The organism is Desulfovibrio sp. (assembly GCF_018379785.1).
GTDB lineage: Bacteria > Desulfobacterota > Desulfovibrionia > Desulfovibrionales > Desulfovibrionaceae > Desulfovibrio.
This window is the reverse complement of the sequence record NZ_JAGZUV010000043.1, coordinates 1-19752: the sequence shown is the minus strand read 5'-3', so window position 1 is coordinate 19752 and position 19752 is coordinate 1. Positions and strand designations below refer to the sequence as shown.

Genomic DNA, 19752 nt, shown 5'->3' with positions numbered 1-19752 from the left:
TCAAGAGAGCTCCCGACGAAGAGCGAGGGCACACCTGTGCGAAGGCCGTCAGGGCTTGCCGCAAGGCGGCACCGGGAATGCTTAGCCCTGCGGCAGGGGGGCCACCTGGGCGCCTCCGGGCAGTGGCGCGGGTGGCGCGGGCTGGCCCACCTGGGCCAGGGCCCGCATCTGCGCCATACACTGTTCCAGAAACTGCGGGTCGCCCACATCCTGGCAGAGAAAGGCGTTGATGTCCGGCATGGCGGCAATGGCTTCGTCTATTTCCGCATTGCTGCCCCTGGCGTAGGCCCCGATATTGACCATGTCCTCCACCCGGCGGAAGGTGCTCATGCGCCGGGTGATCACCCGCCCGGCCAGCACGTCCTCCCGCCGGCAGATGTCCGAACGCAGACGGCTGATGGAGCGCAGCACGTCGATGGCCGGGAAATGCCCCTGGTCCGCCAGATCACGGGTGAGCACGATATGCCCGTCCAGAATGGAGCGCACCGAGTCGGCAATGGGTTCGTTGAAGTCGTCGCCGTCCACCAGGACGGTGTAAATGCCGGTGATGGTGCCTTTGGCCGAGCGCCCGGCGCGTTCCAGCAGTTTGGGCAGTTGGGCGAAGACCGAGGGGGTATAGCCCTTGGTGGTGGGCGGCTCGCCCACGGCCAGGCCCACTTCGCGCGCGGCCATGGCAAAACGGGTCACGGAGTCCATCATCAACAGCACGTCCATGCCCTTGTCGCGGAAATATTCGGCCACGGCCGTGGCCGCGTAGGCCGCGCGCATGCGTACCAGGGGAGACTGGTCCGATGTGGCGATGACCAGCACCGAGCGGGCCATGCCCTCAGGGCCCAGGTCGCGCTCCATGAATTCCACCACTTCGCGGCCGCGTTCGCCGATCAAAGCGATGACGTTGACGTCGGCTCTGGTATAGCGGGCCATCATGCCCATGAGCGTGGATTTGCCCACGCCGGAACCGGCCATGATGCCTACGCGCTGCCCCTTGCCCAAGGTCAGCAGACTGTTGATGGAACGCACGCCCACGTCCAGAATGTCCGTAATGCGCGGACGCTGCAACGGGCTGGGCGGGTCGGCGTAAATGGGGGTCAGTTCGGGATGCCACTGGGCTCTGGCCTTTACGGCCCATTCCGGCGTGAAAGGGGCCTGGATTTCCAGCTGGCGCTGAAAGTCGGCCTGGCCCCGATCCCCGGCGGGCAGGGGCGAGGTGTAGATTTCCGCGCTCACGGGCGGCCCGGCGTCCAGGGGCGTGCCGAAGGCGTCAAAAGCCCGGCCCAGCAGTTCCGGCCCCACAGGAAAGACCGGCGGCAAACTGGTATTGCGGATAAGGCTGCCCGGCCGGATGCCGCGCATGTCCCCATAGGGCATGAACAACAGATTGCCGTCACGGAAACCCACCACTTCCGCGGCGATGCCCTCGCTTTCCCCGTCGGGCAGCATATGGCAGACCGCGCCCAAGGGGGCGCGCAGTCCGCCGCCCTCGGCCACCAGACCCACCACCTTGTTGACCTTGCCGAACAGCCGGATGGGATTGCTGGCGCGCAACAGCTGGGAACAGGCGCGCGGGTCCAGTTTCATGACGTTCTTACTCCCGATCCGCCGCCAGAGCGGTTCACGTGTTAAATTCTATTTGTCGTCCGCGCCCGGCAAAAAACCGCCATTGGAAAGCACCTCGCGCTCGTCCCCGTTCTCCACGGGAAAAAGCTCTTCCTCCAGTTCCGCGAGGCTGGGATTCTCCTTGGACGAAGCGGCGGGCGCGCCTGGGGCCGCGTCAAATACGGCCGCGGCCGCCGTGCTTTCGTAGCCGTCCGTATCGGCTTCGGGCCTGGCGGCGGCAGGGGGAGCGACTTTGATATGGGGCTCTTCCTCGCCCAGAGGGGGCAGCCACGCTTCGGGCAAATCTTCGGCCAAAACCTCGGGCCGCACGACCGCATCCACGGACGGCGCGGGTTCGGGCCGTACTTCCTGTATCGGGGGAGCAACGGGAATTTCGGCTTCCGGCTCCGGCGCGACCGAGCTCGGCGGCGGTGCCGCACGGCCAGATTCGGGTTCTTCCGCAGATATGAAGGCTGCGCCGGGCTCAGACGCTGACGGGGCCGCAGGGTCGGGCGCTGGAGGCGGCATCGCCCCGGGAGCGGCGCTGTCAGGCTCGGTTTCCGTGACGGATCGGGCCGTTCCCGCAACAGCGGAAGCCGGGGCAGCGTCAGATTCCGGCGGCAGATCCGGTTCGAAACCGGATGCAGAGGCCGTATCAACAGCGGGCACAGCGTCCGGCGCAGGGATGATCTCGGAAGGAGCGTCAAGGGCGGCGTCAGGCGCGAACTCAACCGAATGGTCCGGTTCGGGCGCGAGCGTCGCGATTTTCCGTACTTCGCGCTCCACCAGCTCATGCACGGCGGGCGCGTCCTTTTCCTCGTCCTCGCGCACGGGCAAAGCCAGATGGCTCAGGATGCCGTCCATCAGTTCCCGGAAATGCTCGCGCCGACTGTCCACGCTGCCGCTGACGCTTTCAGCCACCAGGCCCCCGCGTTCAACGGCCGCGTCGCCGTTGACGATCCATTGCTTGAGTTCCGGCGCGCGTTCGCGCGCGGCCATGAACATGTCGCTGACCGTCGCTTCGTCCTCGGGATTGACGCGGACGGTCACCGTAGCCCGGTCTTCCAGCAGGTTCAGGGCCTCCAGAACCAGGGAGCGCAAAATGGCCTCATGCTCCTTGTCCAGCAACCAGCCCGTGCCAGCGCCGACGGCCGTCCGCACCAGTTCCACCAGCTCCTCACGCCAGGAATCGCCGATGGCCTGCCGCTGGGCGTCAATGGCGCGCAGCACCACGGCCAGGGACTGCCCCAGATCCGCGCGAAATTCCCTGAGTTCATCCCCGGCCTGCTCCATTCCGGCCTGAAAGCCTTCGTCGTGGGCCGCCTCGCGGATGCGTTCGGCCTCTTCACGCGCGGCCGCGGCCGCGGCCAGCTCGGCGGCGGCCCGCTCTTGAGCGGCCGTACCGGCGGCCTTGAGGGCTTCACCTTCGCGGATCAGCTTTTGTCGCTCGGCCTCGGCCTCGGCTCTGGCCTCTTCCAGCACTTTCTGGCGTTCAGCATAGGCCGCGCCGAGAATCTCGCGCGCCCGGTCCGCCGCTCTGGCGCGCACCCGCTCCAGATAATCTTCCTGTTGCTCCCGTTTGAGCCGCTCGCGGCGCATGGGCTCCTGCATGGCGTCCAGTTGCTCCACGGTGGCTTCTCGCTCCCCCATGAAGATGGTGCCCCATTTTTTGCGCAATTCGTCTGACGCCATGGCCGCTTCCCGCAGTTACAGTTTGAGCCGCCGCCGGGGCCGCACGAAGGTTGGAGCATTCAACGTTGAAAATGTTGAAATGCTCTGACGGCAGCGTCAGCTTTGAAATCCGCAGCATTTCAAAGCTGAGCCTAGACGAAGACCTCGCCCGCGCCCCGGCTGACCACCACCTTGTTTTCGGCTTCCAGGCGGCGCACGATCTTGACGATGTTCTGCTGGGCGGTTTCCACGTCCGAGAGCTTGGTGGGCCCCATGAACTCCAGCTCCTCGCGGATCATGTTGCCCGCGCGCTCGGACATGTTCTTGAAAAATTTGTCCTTGAGATCGTCGCTGGCCCCGCGCAGGGCCAGGGTGAGATCCTCGTTGGAAATCTCCTTGAGCAGTTCGCGCACGCCCCGGTCATCGATATTCTTGCAGTCCTCAAAGACGAACATGAGGTTGCGGATATCCTCGGCCATCTGGGCGGAGTCTTCCTCGATTTCCGACAGCACTTCCTCTTCCGTGGCGCGGTCCACGGCGTTGAGGATTTCGGCCACGGACTGCACGCCGCCCACCTTCTTGCCTTCCTTGCCGCCCATGGCGATAAGCTGGCTGGTGAGCACCTTGTCCACTTCCATGAGCATGTCTTCGGGCACGGATTCCAGTTTGGCCAGACGCGTGAGCACTTCGGAGCGCACGCCGGCGGGCAGACTTGTCAACAAATTGGCGGCCTGATCCGGGTTGAGGTGGCCCATGATCAGAGCCAGGGTTTGGGGATGCTCATTGCGCAGGATCTGCGAGAGCAGACGCGGGCTCACCTGCTCCAGCTCCCGGAAAGGCGCGGGACCGGTGTCCAGGCTCAGGGAGTCCATGACGTACTTGGCGGTTTCCGGATCCAGATTCTTGACCAGCAGACGTTTCACGGTGTCGCTGCCGCCGGAGATCATATCCACGCCGTCCACCAGGGATTCATGGAACTCGCGCAGCACTTCCTCCACTGTTTCCCTGGGCACGGGCTCCAGTTCCACAATGGCTTTGGAGACATCGGCTATTTCCTGCCGCTCCATGCGCTTAAAGACGTCAGCCGTAAATTTGTCGCCCATGGCGAGCAACAACACGGCAATACGCTGATGGCCGGTCAACTCCATCCCCTACTCCTTAAAAGTAATTGCACTTGAGATTTCCGCTTGGCAGCGGGCAACGCCCGCCTACGGAAATCTCGCGAGCCTTGCTCCACTTCGTCTCGCAAGGCCGAGCATTTTAACAGCAAAAAGAATTTCATGGTGAAAATGCTCTAAAGCTCGGGTACGCCCGTTGTTATTTTTCCCTGTCCTCAAGCCAGCGTCGGATCAGCCGGACAGCCTGGTCCATGTGCTGTTCCGTGATGTGGAAGAGGCGCAGTTTCAACTCCTCCACCCGCTGGTTGGTTTCCTTCTGGGCATGCCGCAAAGCCTTGAGCTCGGCCAGGGAAGGCAGACGGGACGTCCCCCCTCCCCCGGACGGCAGCGATTTAAGATCAGGCCTTTGCTGTTTCATCATTTCTCATCCATCCGCGCACCAAGGTCACCACCTGTTCCATGTGATTGTCGGAAAGGGTAAAGATGTGCGCTTTCAGGGCTTCAATATCCTTGAACACCAACTCGCCGTCATCTTCTTCCTGTTCGGGACCTTCCTCGTCGGCCTTGGCCGCCTCCTCCAGGGCCTCATACAGGGCGAGCTGCTCCTCGGCGGCGGGCAGGCCTTCCAGGCCTTCCACCATTTCCCCGGCCTCCACCTTGGGCCGGATCAGGGCCAGCACCACGGGCCGCACGATCAGCATCAGGAAGAGGAAGGCCAACAGGGCATTGAGCAGCGGTTTGCCCAGACGTTCGGCGTAATCGGCCAGCAAGTCGGCGAAATTGGGATCCTTGGGCGGTTCCGAATCGGTAAAGGGAGCGGAGCTCACCTCCAGCAAGTCGCCGCGCCCCTTGTCCAGGCCCACGGCGTTGGAAACCAGCTGCCGCACGCGATCCAGCTCTTCCGCCTTGCGGGGCACAAAGGACCACCTCCCGTCAGCCTTTTCATACGTCCCATCAATGATAACCGCAACGGTCAGGCGGCGCAAATCCCCCACATTGGCGACGATCTGCTGCTCTTCCTTGTTGATTTCGTAGTTGGTGGTGCGGGTTTCACGAGTACCGTTCTGGTCCGAAACCGAGCCGGTGATGCCGTCGCCACGGAAATTGGCGTCCGGAGCGCCCGCTTCGAGGTTGGCGCGGCCCTGCTGGCTTTCCTCACTGCGTTGCTCGCTGCGCACGGCGGTTTTTTCAGGATCGAAAAATTCCCGGCGAATGGTTTTCTGGCTGAAATCCATGTCCGCGTTGACTTTGGCGATGACCCGGCCCGGCCCGAACAAAGGTTGCAGCATTTCCTCAATGCGCCGCTCCAGATTGCGCTGCACCTGGAGACGGTGCTCCATCTGGGTGCTGCTGGCTCCGGCCAGACTGTCTTCTTCCGGCTGATAGAGCACCTTGCCGCCATTATCCGTGATGGACACATGGCCCTTGTCCAGGCCTTCCACGGCCATGAGCATCATGTTCAGAATGGCGTTGATTTCTTTCTGATCGGGCTTGCTGTTGGGATTGGTCAGCTTGAGCACCACAGAGGCCGAGGGGGACTGGCGTTCCTCCACAAAGAGGCTGCGCTGCGGGATGACCAAATGCACGCGGGCGCTCTCCACGCTGGGGAATTCACTGATAGTGCGCGAAAGTTCTCCCTGGAGCGCTCGGGTGTAGTTGATTTTCTGCACAAAGTCGGTCTGGCCCACCTTGACCTTGTCAAAAATTTCAAAGCCGATGCCCTGCCCCACCAGACCGCCTTCTCCGGCGATTTTGATGCGCTGGTCGTAGACCACTTCCTTGGGCACCATGATGGTGGCCCCGTTGTCGGCCAACTGATAGGGAATTTTGTCGGTCTGCAGGGCCTTGACCACATGGCTGGCGTCTTCGGCCCCCAGATTGGAATAGAGCACGCGGTATTCGGGTCGGCCCATCCAGACCGAGAGCCCGATGACAGCCGCAAGCAGCGCCACCGCGCCGCCTGCCACGGCCACGCGCTGAATGACGCTCATCTTGCTCCAGATTCCCTTCAGAATGTCCACGAAATTCGCAATGAAAGCGGGCATGGCGTTTCCCCCGGTCCTTTCTCAGTCTTTCCGGCAGCAAGCCGGGCATTGCCCAAGAATAGCAATTGCCATGCCAATTTTTAACCCACTGAAAAACAACAATATTTAATAAAATACCAGGCGAGTCGTCACGACTGTTCAAATTTGTGACGCAAGACCTGAAAACAGTCAGCCCCGCGCCGGACACGGACGCGGGGCTGACTGTTGTGCGGAAAGAAATTTTTTTATCGTGCGGGAAATGCGGACCTGTCGCAGGAAAGTGTCGTCACGAGATAGATTTTCGTGTTATATCAAGGAAACCAAGCCCGTTTTGAAGGAGTGTACTCTTATGGTACTCGACTGAAAAAGCGGGCGAAGTTTGACGCAGAGATAACCGAAAAGATATTCGTGATGACGCTTCTAGAATTGCATCTTGGAAATTTCCTTATACGCCTCCAACACCTTGCCGCGCACGGCGCTGGTCAGCTTCATGGCCAGGCTGGATTTCTGCATGGTGATCATCAGCTCATGCACGTTCTGACTGCGGCCCGAGGCGAAGTCGTCAATGGCCTGGGCCTTGGCGCTCTGCAGTTCATTGACTTTGTTCAGCGAGCCTTTGATCGTGTCGCCGAAGCTGTTGGACGGCGTGACGGACGTGTGCTGCTGGTCAGGGTAGCGGATAAAATCAGCCTGCGCGCCGAAAGTCTCCCCTTTGTCCACGCTGTCGCGCAGCAGGCTCTGGTCCAGGGTGTGAGAAAACAGGGTCTGTTTGCCCACGGGCATGCCCTGCTTGAGAGAGCCATCCACCTTGTTGAAGTGCTGCAACGCATCGCTGTAGGCCCGCAAGCCCAGTGCCTGAACGCTCATAACATACTCCTATCGACTGCACGGCCTATGACTTGCCGATTTCCAGGGCCTTGTTGTACATGCCCTTGATGGCTTCCACGGTGGTGACGTTGGCCTCGTAATTGCGTTGGGCGCTCATCAGGTTGGCCATTTCCTCCACCACATTGATGTCCGGGTATGAAACATAGCCCTCGGCGTTGGCGTCGGGATGCCCAGGCTCATAGACCTGCTTGAGCGGGCGTTTGTCCATGGTCACGGCCATGACGCGCACGCCCTTGAGTTCGCGGTCCAGGGCCGAGCGCATGTGCACGGAAAAAGGATCGTCCACGTCCGTGGCCGCCTGCACCACGGTACGCCGCCGGTAGGGGCCGCCCTGGGGCGTGCGCGTGGTTTTGGCATTTGCCAGGTTCATGGAAATGGTGTTGATACGGGTGCGGTCCGCCGTCAGTCCGGAAGCACCGATATCGAGCGCGGTCAGAAAATCCATAACGATCTCCCGGCTAAGCCTGCTTGCCGTCCTGGATTATGGTGGACATGCCTTCGAAGGTTTTGCTCATAATCTGGGTAAGCGCGGTGTATTGCAGCTGATTCTTGGCGTGCCTGGCCATTTCCTTGTCCAGACTGACACGGTCCTCGCCGTGGATCTGGCGCGGCTTGAACTGCTTGGACCATTCGGGGCCGAAATTGTCCGGATTAAAGGCCGCCGGCATATGCCCTTCGCTGGTGGCGCTCATGCGGCCCTTCATATCCAGGCCCAGCGCGCTTTGCAGTTCTTTTTCGAAAGCCAGCTCACGCGGCTTGTAGTTGGGCGTTTCCACATTGGCCAGGTTGCTGGTGATCACGTTCTGCCGCTGCAGCTGCATATCCATGACCCGGCTGACAAGACCGATCTGGCTGTTGAACATACTTTTCATAAAGCCTCCCGCATTCCCGGCAGGAATGCCTGCCCCGGAGAAGCAAAGTTTGTTCCACAGTCTGTTTCCTGTACGAATTCAGATAATTGCGGATAAAAAATAAAAGCCGCGCCAAGGTTTTGGCGCGGCCGAAGTCCCTTCAGAGCGGGGACAGGATGCGGCGAAAGTCAGGATTCCGGCAAGGGCGTTTTTCCGAACAGGGCCATGACGCCGCTCAGAGGCGCATCTGGGCGTCCGTGACGCCGAGGCCGCGCAGCCGCAGATAGACTTCGGCGCAGGCCTGCGCGTCGGAGGCGGCATTGTGGTGGTTGAGCGCGATGCCGAAATACTCGCAGACCAGATTGAGCTTTTTGGACGGCAGGGGCAGGCTGCGCCGCGAACCTTTCAGGGTGCAGAGAAAAGGCGCCTCCGGCGCGGGCAGACCGGCGGCACGGCAACAGGCAAGGAGCACGCGCCGGTCGAAGGAGGCGTTGTGCGCCAGCAGAAAATGCGCTCCGCACAATATCGCGCCCGCTTCCGGCCAAGCCTGGGCGAAGGTGGGCGCGTCCCTGAGCATGGGCCAGGTCAGGCCGTGGATTTCCGTAAACAGCACGCGCGCGGACGGCGGCCGCAACAGACGGTAAAAGCAATCCGTAACGCGGCCGTCCTCAATGCGCGCAAGGCCCACAGCGCAGGCGCTGTGGGCCGCATAGCCGGACGTTTCAAAATCAATGGCCACACAGGGGCCGCTCAGTACGCTCATGCCTTGACGGCAGCGGCCCGGGCGGCTTCGGCCAGACGGGCGGCGATATACGCGCGCATGGCCGCGTCGTCCTCATCCAGGTTGAAGCAGCAGGCGTCCTCGCCCATCAGGCCCTCGGGCACGTAATCGCCCTTTTCGTCCGGATCCGTAATCATGTCGGCGTAAAAGCAGACGGACAGCCAGCGGCTTTCCGGTTCGTCGTCCACCACGTCCACCAGCACGAAAAGCTCGCGCTTCCGCTGCGCCTCATGCCGGGCGCGCAGGGAATAGCTGATGCCCGGCCGGGCCTTGAAATCCAGGCTCACGCCGGGCAGGCCCACGAGAAAGTCCTTGTAGACCACGAAAGCCTCTTTGGCCTTCAACGGGTCAGCCTGCCAGTTGTCCAAAAAATCCCGCACGTCCTGCGGGCACACAGCGCTCATATCCACTCCTTGCATTTTAGAGCAATTTCACTTTGAAATTGCTCTGCTGACGCGAAAGCGGCAACCGCCACAACGTGGCGTGGATTCCGGCGAAGCGACCGAAGGCAGCCCGAAGGGCTATCCCCGTTGGCGACAACGGAGCCATACGGGGAGCGACAGCAACGGTAACAACGTTTTTCGCCGGAATGCCGATTTTGAAATTTGTAAAATTTCAAAGTTAATCTGCTCCAGGGCCTGTTAACACTATAGAATTTTTGTTCGCCTGCAAGGAAGATAAACCTGCTTTGAGAAAGTATACTCTTGCCTCAGTCGTTGCAGCGAAGCTGCTTACGACTGAGGACAGCAGCGATCTGGTACTAGACCGAAAAAGCAGGTGAAATCCGGCTTCAGCCGTTGCGACGCAGGAAGCTACGGATGAAGACAACATGCGTAACGACACAAGCTGTTCCATGCAAATGCTGTCGCCATCCGTAAGTCCTTCGGACAACGGCTGCCGCACGCGGCAGGAGGACAAAAAGGCATAGCGTTAACAGGCCCCAGGCCCGCCGCTCACCGGCTCCACTGCCAGGGCGGCGTGCTCATATTCAGGCCCCAGAGACCACGCCGGTCCACAACGGCCTGATGCTCCTGAATGTACCAGCGGCGGCAGAACATGGCCTTGCACCTCGAACGGTTCACCCAGGCCAGGCCCTCGACCAAAAGCTGGTAATTGACGGATGTTCCGGCCACCTGAACCAGGGCGCTCACCGCGCCCTTGTCGTCCTCGCCCACGCTGTCCACGCCCACCTTGGTGCCCTTGGGCATCAGGCGGAGCAGAAAGTCCCGCGCCTCGGGGCCGAAGGGCTGACTCAGGGAGGGCGCGTCAATGCCGTAAAAACGGAGAATGGTGATGGGCTCGTCCCTGTCCGCCTTTTCGCTGACCGAGATGGTGTTACCGTCCTCCACCCGCACCACATAGGCATCCCAGGCGCGTGCGCCGGGACAGAGCCAAAGGGAAAGAAAAATGACCAGCAAACAGGCTCCGGCCCGCATACCCATGCGCTCTCCTCTGCCGCCGGAATAGCGGCGGCGACGTCGCGTGATTCCGTCCGCGACGCGGATCGGCGGCGGGCGGAACGCAATGCCGGAAATGATGCCCGCGCCGCAACGCCTTTGTCAAGACATGCGGCGCGGGCCGACAAGGCGGATCCGCCTTGAAAACGGAGGACGATCATGTGCCGCGCGGGCGGCGTACGCCGCCCGCGCGGTCAGACCTTTGCAAACAGGAAATTGCCTCTAGCCCCAGACGGTCCGGCCGATCTGGTAGGCCCCCACAGCTATGGCATAGGCCAGCGCCGTGTTGAACAGGATGCTGAAAGCCACCCAGCCCCAGCTTCCGGCCTCCTGCCGGATGACCACCAAGGCCACGAAGCAGGGCGAATAGAGCAGCACGAAGAGCATCAGGGACAGGGCCGTGGCCTTGGACCAGGAGGGATCGCTCTTGAGGCGTTCGGCCAGAGGCGCGGCGTCTTCGGGGTCCTGCTCGCCCAGCGCATATGCGGTGCCCATGGTGGCGACCACGGCTTCTTTGGCGGCGATGCCGGCCAGCAGGGCGATGTCCGTACGCCAGTCAAAACCGGCGGGTTTGGTCACGGGTTCCACGAACCTGCCCAGACGCCCGGCCACGGAGTAGGCCAGCTCCTCTTCGCCGAGCTGGTCGCGCGCATCGGCCAGTTCCCCTTCCAGGGCCTCGCGCCCCTCGACGCCTTCAGGCAGCGCGTTGACCTGCGTTTCGAGCTGTTCGATCTTCTGCTCAAAAGGAGCGGCGGCTTCTTCAGGCAGGGACGGGAAGGTCATGGCGGCCCAGATCACCACGGAAATGGCCAGAAGCACAGTACCGGCCTTTTTCAAATACATCCAGGCGCGTTCCCAGCAGTGCAGCAACACGCTGAACAATGTGGGCATGCGGTACGGGGGCAGTTCCATGACAAAAGGCGTGGCTTCGCCCTTGACGATGGACGAACGCAGCAGGCGGGCCACCACCAGAGCCGCCACCCAGCCGGTAATCATGATCAGGAACATGACCGTGGCCGCGTTTTCCGGGAAAAAGGCCCCGGCCAGCAGCAGGAAGACCGGCAGTTTGGCCCCGCAGGTCATGTACGGCAAGGTCAGCAGGGTCGCCAGCTTTTCCTTGGGGCTGCGCAGGGTGCGGGTGGCCATGGCCCCGGGAATGGCGCAGCCGCCCGCGATGCCGCCGGAAATAACATAGGGCATCACCGAGGCGCCGTGCAGGCCGAAGAAGCGGAAAATCCGGTCCATCATATAGGCCATGCGGGCCATGTAGCCGCTGTCCTCCAGGAAGGAGATCAGGGCGAACATGATCATGATCAGGGGCACGAAACTGACCACGCCGCCCACACCGGCGATGATGCCGTCCACGACCAAGGACTGGGCCAAGCCCTCGGGCAGCACTTTGGTGCAGAAGTCGCCCAGCCAGGCAAAACCGTCTTCCACCCAGCCTTGGGGATACGCGCCCACCTCAAAGGTGATCTGGTAGATCAGGTAGAGCACGCCGAGCATGATCAGCGGACCGAAAAAGGCATTGGTCAGCACTTTGTCCAGCTTGTCGGAAAGGGCCAGACGGCTTTTGCCCGGATCCTGGCTCACAATGCCGTCACGCAGGATGCTGCGGATGTAGCCGTAACGGTGGTCCGTGATCACGGATTCCATATTGGTGTTGAGCGTGTCGCGGACATGCGCCACCGCCTTTTTGCAGACAGCTTCCAGTTCGGCCGTGGTTTTGGCGTCGGCGGCGCGGGCTTCTTTGAGCATGTCCCCGTCGCCCTCAAGCAGCTTGAGCGCCACCCAGCGGGACTGGTACCGCGCGGCCAGCAGGCCGGAACTCTCAATGCCTTTTTCCAGCTCCAGAAGCGCGGTATCTAGGTCCGCGCCGTAGGAAAGACGCAAGGGGTCCCGTTTACCCGCCCGGGCCAGGCCAACGGCCAGCTCCATGGCTTTTTTGAGTCCCTCGCCGGTACGGGCCACCATGGGCACCACCGGAATGCCCAGCATCCGGCCCAGCCGGTCCATATCAATATGGATGCCCGCGGCGCGGGCCTCGTCCATCATATTGCAGGCCAGCACAACGGGCATGCCCATTTCCAGCATCTGCACGGTCAGCAGCAGATTGCGTTCCAGAGCGGAGGAATCCACCACATCGATGACGGCCTGCACATTGTTGGCCGCCAGTTCGCGTCGGGCCACCAGTTCTTCCTGGGAATAGGCGGTCAGGCTGTAGGTTCCGGGCAGGTCTACAAGTGTCACCGTCTCGCCGTTGAAGACGAGCTGGCCTTCCTTTCTGTCCACGGTCACGCCGGGGTAATTGCCCACATGCTGACGGGCCCCGGTGTACCCATTGAACACCGTGGTTTTGCCGCAGTTGGGATTGCCCGCCAGCGCAATGCGTACCATTGCGGATGATCCGCCGTGCATTTCCTCCACCGATTTGAACTGCCTCACCGCACTCATGCCGGAACCTCCCCCATGGCATAACCGGCGGCAGGGACCACCTGCCGCCCACAATCCGTGACCCGAATATCTCTCATTGCCGGGACTCCATAAAAATGAAATTCATTTCCGAAATGAACTAGCTACTTGTCCTCCGGATGTCAAGCATTCATGACGAGCGCAGGCATTCCCGCAATGAGGAGACGCCGCACGAATGCACCATATGGATGGGAATATTGCGCGACCTTGCCAACTGCATGGCTTTGCGCTTGGCCTCGTGGGAAATTTTGTTGGTGAACACGATCACCCTGTCCGGATTGCCGATCTTGTCCATGAAATTCCGTTCATTGCGGCTGATGCACTTAAGACTGTGGCCGCCTTCCTTAGCCGCCGCGATATACTCGGGCTTCAGCCTGTCCATGCCGCCGATCAAGGTAACGCACATAGCTTTTCTCCTGGCTATGGCCTTCCCGCTGACCCCCGTGGCGAAAAGAACCGTTTGTATCCGCTTTACGTGACCTCTTTATAATTGAAAATGAATTTCAAAGTCAAGATAATTTTCATAACCCCTGCCGATTTGCTGAAAAAATCCGCCGCAACGGCTGCCCTGCGTCAACAGGGCAAAGCCACCGTTTCCGACAGGCGCACAGTCACCACGTTCCGGCCGGGAAAAGCTTGGCTTGTGTAAAGCCAGTCGAGCCGGGCCGTCAGCCGCCGCGTCAATTCCAGTCCAAGCCCGAAACCGATGTCTCCCGCGAGATCGCTTTCTCTGGCCATGTAATTGACCACTTCGACCACGCCGCCGTGCTGGCTGATGTGAATGATACCGCGCAAGGTATGCTGGAATGCGTTCCGCACAACATTGCCCAGGACTATACGTGCCGCGGCCTCCGGCAAAAGCATCCGGCAGGGGGCCGTTTCCAGAACGAACTTCAGATCTTTTTCAATATATAATTTATTTGTATCATGGACTATCTCCTTCAGCAGCGCATCGATATCCACCATGCCGGGCGCGGGCATTTCCGCCACATCCCGTCCAAGCCATAACAGCGTTTCCACCAGATGGGTCATGGTATGCCCGGCGCGGTCAATGCGCTGGACAATGGACTTTTCCATTTCCCGGTCCGCGCCGCGGCGGCTCATAATCTTTCGCAGCAGTTCCGTGGCCGCGAGCACAACGCTGATGGGCGTACGCAATTCATGGCTGCTGTACTGCAAAAACAGCCGTTCACGTTCCAGGCTTCGATGCTCGGCCACAAGGCCTTTCCGGATCAATGCGGCCAGGTTGTTCAATTCCGGATAGCAGAAATCCGGCGGCGCCTCTTTCAGGCGTTGCTCGTCCAGTTCGGCGGCCCAGTCCGCCAGGGCCCTGGCCGGACGGGAGACTTTCCTGATCAACAGGCGGGTGAACAGAAACAGCGCGGCTACCCCCTACCTCAACGCGCTCGGCAAGGCGGCGGCCTCAATGTCAGCCGCTACGGCAGCACCTCCAAGACTTACGGCAGCATGTTCTGGGCCGGTCTTCCGGTCAAGATCAGAAGCTTCGACCCCTGGAACATCGAACTTGATCTCAATTACGGCTATGTCGAAGAAATGGGCAAGTTCGACGTTCTCACACGCAATGACCCCAACGACATCCGTCGCGGCTCCACGTAACGTCAGGGCTGGCTGGTCAAGGCTCTTATCGGGGACAATCTGGACTGGGGCACTCCGGGCATCTTCGGCTGGTACGTCTCGGGCGATGACGGCAATATAAAGAACGGGTCCGAGCGGATGCCATCGGTCTGTCCCTATACCTTCCTGACATCCTTCATGGGAGACGGCAACCTCGCCTGGGGACCCGGCGGCGACTTTCTTGATCTGAACGATTCTTTGGCCGGAACCTGGGGCGCAGGTCTGCAACTGGCCGATATAAGCTTCACGGAAAAACTCACGCACACGTTGCGGGTGGCTTACTGGGGCGGCACAAACTCCCCTGCTATGGTCAAGTACATGGATACGGCCTACGCATGGGAGAGCACAAACAACCATTTTGAGGGTCCGTACATGACGAGCAATGACGGATTGCTCGAATTCAATCTCGTCAACATCTACAAAATGTACGAAAACTTCAACATCAATGTTGAACTTGGCTATATCGCAAACTTCATGGATGATAATACCTGGAAAAAGAACTACCTGGACTTTTATTCCTACGATGAACTGGATATATTGAAGATGCAGATCATCTTCACATATTCTTTTTATATAGTATTTTATATAATTATATGCAACATTATGTTATAATTGAACAGAGAAAAATAATATTTTGAACTCTATTTTTTGTGCATATTTCTTTTACAAAACATCTTTAGAACATTCAACGCTTGAAATACTCGTTTCCGGCGAACAAAGCCCGCCTACCCGCATTATGCGGCAAGGATTTGCAGTGCAGTTCACGCATTTTATGCGTGAACTGCACTGATTCTTCATCAAATCTGCCTGAAAATCATTTTACTCCTCCGTTCATGCAAGCACATACAAAGCAGGCGGCTCCGGCTGTATCCGCCAAGGATTTCAGCATCTGATTTCAACCGGAGCCGCCCTGTTTTTCCGCCTTTACTGGCCGTTCTGGACCAGATGCTGCAAAGCAGCAAGCTGATCGGCATGGGAGGCGCTGGCCGAGGCATCGGCAACCGCTGTCTCGGCAGGCGCGGCGGGTGCCGACTGCGCTGTGCCGGGACTTTCCTGCTGCGCCTGGCCGTGCGTATCCGGCGCGGCTACCGCAGCCGCGGTATGTACCGCGGCGCTCTCGTGGCCCAGGGCGGCTGCGGGCGTCTCAGCTCCCGCCTGCCCGCTTTCCTGCACGGCGGAGCTTCCGGCGTTCAGCGATTGCGCCGTCGGCGACGACGCGCCGGACGGGAACAGGCTGTCTTCGGCATCCTCGCTGAGGATGGGCTCCTTGTATGTGGAGGATTGGTCATGGAAGAAGCCCTCCGTCTCGCCGCCGTCCTGCGCGGCGGGCTGCGCCGCAGGGGACGCGCCGGTTTCATGGCCGGGGGAACTCTGCCCTTCCTGCGTGCTTGGGCTTGTCGCCGCGTTATCCCCCGCAACGGTCGCCATGTCCGCGCTGAAAAGGGAGTTATGCGTGCTTCCGCCGTCCAGCAGGTTATCCGCCACGGCATGGTCCAGTGCTTCCGTATCCGGCGCGACAGTGGCGGAAAGCACGGTTGCCGGTGCGCTGTCCCCGTGCGCGCTGTCCACCCCCAGGGAAGCCAGGGCCATGACTGCCGGAGCAGCGTCCGAGCCGTGGATGGTGAGCGTCAGGGTGTTGGTGGCCGTGCCCCCGTGCCCGTCATCCACAGTATAGGTAAAGACATCCTGAAGCGAGAGGCCCAGGCCGAGATTCTTCACCTCGGTCTGATTGTCGTGCAGGGTGTAGACATAGGAGCCGTCCGCCTGGAGCGTGAGGTCGCCGTACAGGCCGTGGGTTTCATGCTGGGGCACATAGGTCGGCAGATCATGGATGTCCGGGTCGTGCGGGGTGGGCAATATCCCCTCAAGCCCGTGGCCCGAGGATCCGCTCAGAACCGTCGTCACCGAAAGATCGACATTGGCCGCGGCAACCGTGGGCGCGTCGTTCTGCCCGTTGATGGTAATCTTGATCACCGTGCTTGCCGAGCCGCCGTGACCGTCCACGACAGTGACCGGGAAGGATTCGGTGAGGGTTTCGCCCACGCCGAGCCCCAGCACGGCCGAGGAATGCTGGTCAAGCACATAGGAATAGGAACCGTTGGCGTTGACGATCAGGGTACCGTAACTGCCCGTTGTGCTGCCGGGCTCGCAGTGCGGCGTATCGTGGCTGTCCGGGTCCGTGATGTTCAGCAGGCCCGAGACGATGCTGCTGCCGTGCTCCGCGATGGAAAGTGCCACCGGCAGCACCTGCGGCGCGTCGTTGGTTCCGTTGATGGCAATAGAGATGGTGCTTGTGGCGGTCTTGCCCAGGGAATCCGTGGCCGTAAAGGTGAAGGTTTCCGTGAGCTTCTCACCCACGCCCAGCGCCACGACAGCGGACAGACCGGTATTCAACTGATAGTTATACGTGCCGTTGGCCTGAAGCGTCAGGCTGCCGTACAGACCCACACCCAGGCCCAAGCCCGCGTTGTCCACCAGGGAGTAAGCCACGTTGCCCACGGCATTCAGTGGAGCCGTCACTGCCCCGACCACATTGGACGCCGTGTCCACCAGCCCGGTGGTGACCGCATCCAGTGAAAGCAGGCTGCCGAGGCCGCCTTTGATGGTTATGGTCAGGGTGTTGGAGGCCGTGCCGCCGTGACCGTCCGTCACGGTATAGGTGAAGGTGTCGGTCAGCTTCTGGTTGAGAAGCAGGCCGACCACAGCCAGCAGGCCGGTGTTCAGAGTATATACATAGGTGCCGTCGGCATTGAGCGTCAATCTGCCGTAGCTGCCGGGCACATTGACTTTAGGAGTGAAGGTCAGGGTGTCGCTGACGATATGGTCCAGATCGTTGTCCGGGTCCGTAGGCGTGACGAGCCGCCCGCTGAGGGTGGCGTCGGTCTTGACCATGATGCCCGTGGAAGCGCCCACTGAAGGCGCGTCGTTGGTGCCGTTGATGGTCAGGGTCAGGATGTTGGCTGTGGTGCCCCCATGGCCGTCGGAAACCACAAACGTGAAGGAATCGGTGAGCTTTTCGCCCACGCCCAAGCCCTGCACCGCGGGCAGCCCGTTATTCAGTTTGTAGGTGTAGTTGCCCGAGGCGTCCAGGGTGAGCGTGCCGTACAGGCCCGCCGCATTGGTCTGCGTGGTGAATGTCAGGGTGTCATGGATATCCGCGTCCACCGGCGTGGGCAGCTTGCCGGTGACCGTGGCCGCATCCTCAAAGATGGAGGCCGTGGCCGCGGCCACGGTGGGTATATCGTTGGTGCCGTTGATGGTCACGGTCAGGGTGTTGGAGGCCATGCCGCCGTGCCCGTCGGACACCCTGAAGGTGAAGGTATCGGTGAGCTTTTCCCCTACTCCCAGGCCCTGCACCGCAGGCAAGGCATTATTCAGGGTGTAGGTGTAATTGCCGTTGGCATCCAGCGTAAGCGTGCCGTACAGGCCCGCCGCGTTGGTCTGGGCAATGAACGCCAGGGTATCATGGATATCCGCGTCCACCGGCGTGGGCAGCTTGCCGCTGATGCCGGCCGTATCCTCAAAGATGGCGGCCGCGGCCGCGGCCACCGTGGGTACGTCATTGCTGCCGTTGATGGTCAGGGTCAGAGTGCTGGAAGCCGTGCCGCCGTGCCCGTCCGAGATTTTGAAGGTGAAGGTGTCGGTGAGTTTTTCACCCACGCCCAGGCCCTGCACCGCGGGCAGGGCATTGTTCAGGGTGTAGGTATAATTGCCGCCGGCGTCTATGCTCAACGTGCCGTAGAGCCCCAACGCGGCGGTTTGCGGCACGAAACTCACCACATCATGCAGATCCGGATCCACCGGCGCGGGCAGTTTCCCGCTGACAGTGGCCGCATCCTCAAAGATGGCGGCCGTGGCCGCGGTCAGCACGGGCACGTCGTTAGCGCCGTTGATGGTCACGGTCAGGGTGTTGGAGGCCGTGCCGCCGTGCCCGTCCGAGACTTTGAAGGTGAAGGTATCGGTAAGCTTTTCCCCTACTCCCAGGCCCTGCACCACGGGCAAGGCGTTGTTCAGGGCATAGGTGTAATTACCCGAGGCGTCCACCGTAAGCGTGCCGTAGAGCCCCAATGCGGCGGTTTGCGGCACAAAACTCATCACATCATGCAGATCCGGATCCACCGGCGTGGGCAATTTGCCGCTGATGCCGGCCGTATCTTCGATAATGGAGGCCGCGGCCGAAGCCACCGTGGGCAGGTCGTTAGTGCCGTTGATGGTCAGGGTCAGAGTGTTTGTGGCCGTGCCGCCGTGATTGTCCGACACAGTGAAGGTGAAGGTGTCGGTGAGTTTTTCACCCACGCCCAGGCCCTGCACCGCGGGCAGCGCGTTGTTCAGAGTATAGGTGTAATTGCCGCCGGCATCTATGCTCAGCGTGCCGTAGAGCCCCAATGCGGCGGTTTGCGGCACGAAACTCACCACATCATGCAGGTCCGGGTCCACAGGCACGGGCAGCGTGCCGCTGACGCCGACCGCGTCCTCGATGATGGAAGCCGTAGCCGCCCCCACACCGGGCAGATCGTTGGTGCCGTTGATAGTCAGCGTCAACGTATTGGAAACCGTGCCGCCGTGCCCGTCCGACACCGTAAACGTGAATGTATCGGTGAGCTTTTCACCCACGCCCAGACCCTGCACCACGGGCAAGGCATTATTCAGGGTGTAGGTATAATGCCCGGCAACGTCCAGAGTGAGTTTGCCGTAACTGCCCACCACATTGCTCTGGGCGATGAACGTCAGGACATCATGGATATTCGGATCCGTGGGCACAGGCAAATCGCCGCTGACGCTGACCGCATCCTCAAGAATCACGGCTGTGGCCGCGGCCACCGTGGGTGCCTGGTTGCTGCCGCTGATGCTCATGGTCACAACAGCGGAAGCCGTGCCGCCGTGTCCGTCGGACACGGTGACCGTAAAGGCGTCGGTCAGGCTTTCGCCGGATCCCAGGCCCTGCACCACGGGCAGAGAGGTGTTCAAGGTATAGGCATAGTGGCCGTCGGCACTCAGAGTGAACGTGCCGTAACTGCCCGGCGCATTGGTCTGCGGGGTGAAACTGACCACATCGTGCACATCCGCATCCGTGGGCAGAGACAGCGTGCCGCTGGTAATGGCGCTGTCTTTGGCAATGCCCAAGATTGTCGGGACCAGCACGGGCGCGTCGTTGGTGCCGTTGATGGTCAGGGTCAGGCTATTGCTAGCCGTGCCCCCGTGGCCGTCGGAAACCGTGAAACTGAACGTGTCGGTGAGTTTTTCTCCCACGCCCAGGCC

Annotated in this window: 17 protein-coding genes; 2 read left to right on the top strand and 15 right to left on the bottom strand. The window is 60.9% G+C overall.

The window, feature by feature from the left end:
• Positions 1-81: 81 nt before the first annotated feature.
• The 14 genes from KH208_RS10075 to KH208_RS10010 form a co-directional block, all read right to left on the bottom strand.
• The gene (locus tag KH208_RS10075; protein ID WP_291435956.1) at positions 82-1578 is read right to left on the bottom strand and encodes a FliI/YscN family ATPase; all 1497 of its coding nucleotides are present in this window, start codon (positions 1576-1578) and stop codon (positions 82-84) included.
• Between the two features lie 48 nt (positions 1579-1626).
• Entirely contained in the window at positions 1627-3288 is a 1662-nt protein-coding gene (locus KH208_RS10070) for a FliH/SctL family protein (RefSeq protein ID WP_291435954.1), read from the bottom strand.
• A gap of 131 nt (positions 3289-3419) precedes the next feature.
• Positions 3420-4415, bottom strand: coding sequence for a flagellar motor switch protein FliG (fliG, locus tag KH208_RS10065; RefSeq protein WP_008683673.1), 996 nt, complete (start codon positions 4413-4415; stop codon positions 3420-3422).
• A 169-nt stretch (positions 4416-4584) separates the two neighbouring features.
• Positions 4585-4803 (bottom strand): flagellar M-ring protein FliF, encoded by a 219-nt coding sequence (locus tag KH208_RS10060; RefSeq protein ID WP_291435951.1) that lies wholly within the window; start codon positions 4801-4803, stop codon positions 4585-4587.
• The gene (gene fliF, locus KH208_RS10055; protein ID WP_291435949.1) at positions 4784-6430 is read right to left on the bottom strand and encodes a flagellar basal-body MS-ring/collar protein FliF; all 1647 of its coding nucleotides are present in this window, start codon (positions 6428-6430) and stop codon (positions 4784-4786) included. Before fliF ends, KH208_RS10060 begins: the two co-directional genes overlap by 20 nt.
• A gap of 399 nt (positions 6431-6829) precedes the next feature.
• Positions 6830-7276 (bottom strand): flagellar hook-basal body complex protein FliE, encoded by a 447-nt coding sequence (fliE, locus tag KH208_RS10050; RefSeq protein WP_367114959.1) that lies wholly within the window; start codon positions 7274-7276, stop codon positions 6830-6832.
• A 25-nt stretch (positions 7277-7301) separates the two neighbouring features.
• On the bottom strand, positions 7302-7742 hold the full coding sequence (gene flgC / locus KH208_RS10045) for a flagellar basal body rod protein FlgC (protein ID WP_008683663.1): 441 nt from the start codon (positions 7740-7742) through the stop codon (positions 7302-7304).
• Between the two features lie 13 nt (positions 7743-7755).
• On the bottom strand, positions 7756-8169 hold the full coding sequence (gene flgB / locus KH208_RS10040) for a flagellar basal body rod protein FlgB (RefSeq protein WP_291435946.1): 414 nt from the start codon (positions 8167-8169) through the stop codon (positions 7756-7758).
• A 214-nt stretch (positions 8170-8383) separates the two neighbouring features.
• Positions 8384-8911 (bottom strand): 3'-5' exonuclease, encoded by a 528-nt coding sequence (locus KH208_RS10035; protein ID WP_062251909.1) that lies wholly within the window; start codon positions 8909-8911, stop codon positions 8384-8386.
• A complete protein-coding gene (locus KH208_RS10030; protein WP_291435944.1) occupies positions 8908-9333 on the bottom strand; it encodes a hypothetical protein in 426 nt (141 codons plus the stop codon). The genes KH208_RS10035 and KH208_RS10030 overlap by 4 nt, the downstream gene beginning before the upstream one ends.
• A gap of 549 nt (positions 9334-9882) precedes the next feature.
• A complete protein-coding gene (locus KH208_RS10025; protein ID WP_291435943.1) occupies positions 9883-10371 on the bottom strand; it encodes a thermonuclease family protein in 489 nt (162 codons plus the stop codon).
• Positions 10372-10608: 237 nt separating this feature from the next.
• On the bottom strand, positions 10609-12840 hold the full coding sequence (gene feoB / locus KH208_RS10020; RefSeq protein WP_291435941.1) for a ferrous iron transport protein B: 2232 nt from the start codon (positions 12838-12840) through the stop codon (positions 10609-10611).
• Between the two features lie 148 nt (positions 12841-12988).
• Complete coding sequence (locus KH208_RS10015; RefSeq protein WP_008683651.1) at positions 12989-13264, bottom strand: DUF2325 domain-containing protein; 276 nt, start codon at positions 13262-13264, stop codon at positions 12989-12991.
• Positions 13265-13431: 167 nt separating this feature from the next.
• Positions 13432-13995: a hypothetical protein gene (locus KH208_RS10010; RefSeq protein WP_291435965.1), complete on the bottom strand. Its 564-nt coding sequence runs from the start codon at positions 13993-13995 to the stop codon at positions 13432-13434.
• Between KH208_RS10010 and KH208_RS10005 the strand changes: the two genes are divergently transcribed.
• Together KH208_RS10005 and KH208_RS10000 are read left to right on the top strand one after the other, a co-directional pair.
• Entirely contained in the window at positions 13894-14475 is a 582-nt protein-coding gene (locus KH208_RS10005; RefSeq protein ID WP_291435969.1) for a hypothetical protein, read from the top strand. The genes KH208_RS10010 and KH208_RS10005 overlap by 102 nt on opposite strands.
• 156 nt (positions 14476-14631) lie before the next feature.
• Positions 14632-15105, top strand: coding sequence for a hypothetical protein (locus KH208_RS10000; protein WP_291435939.1), 474 nt, complete (start codon positions 14632-14634; stop codon positions 15103-15105).
• 312 nt (positions 15106-15417) lie between these two features.
• On the opposite strand, the gene KH208_RS09995 is transcribed toward KH208_RS10000, so the two are convergent.
• Positions 15418-19752 (bottom strand): VCBS domain-containing protein (locus tag KH208_RS09995; RefSeq protein WP_291435937.1); only part of this gene is annotated, 4335 nt, incomplete at its 5' end.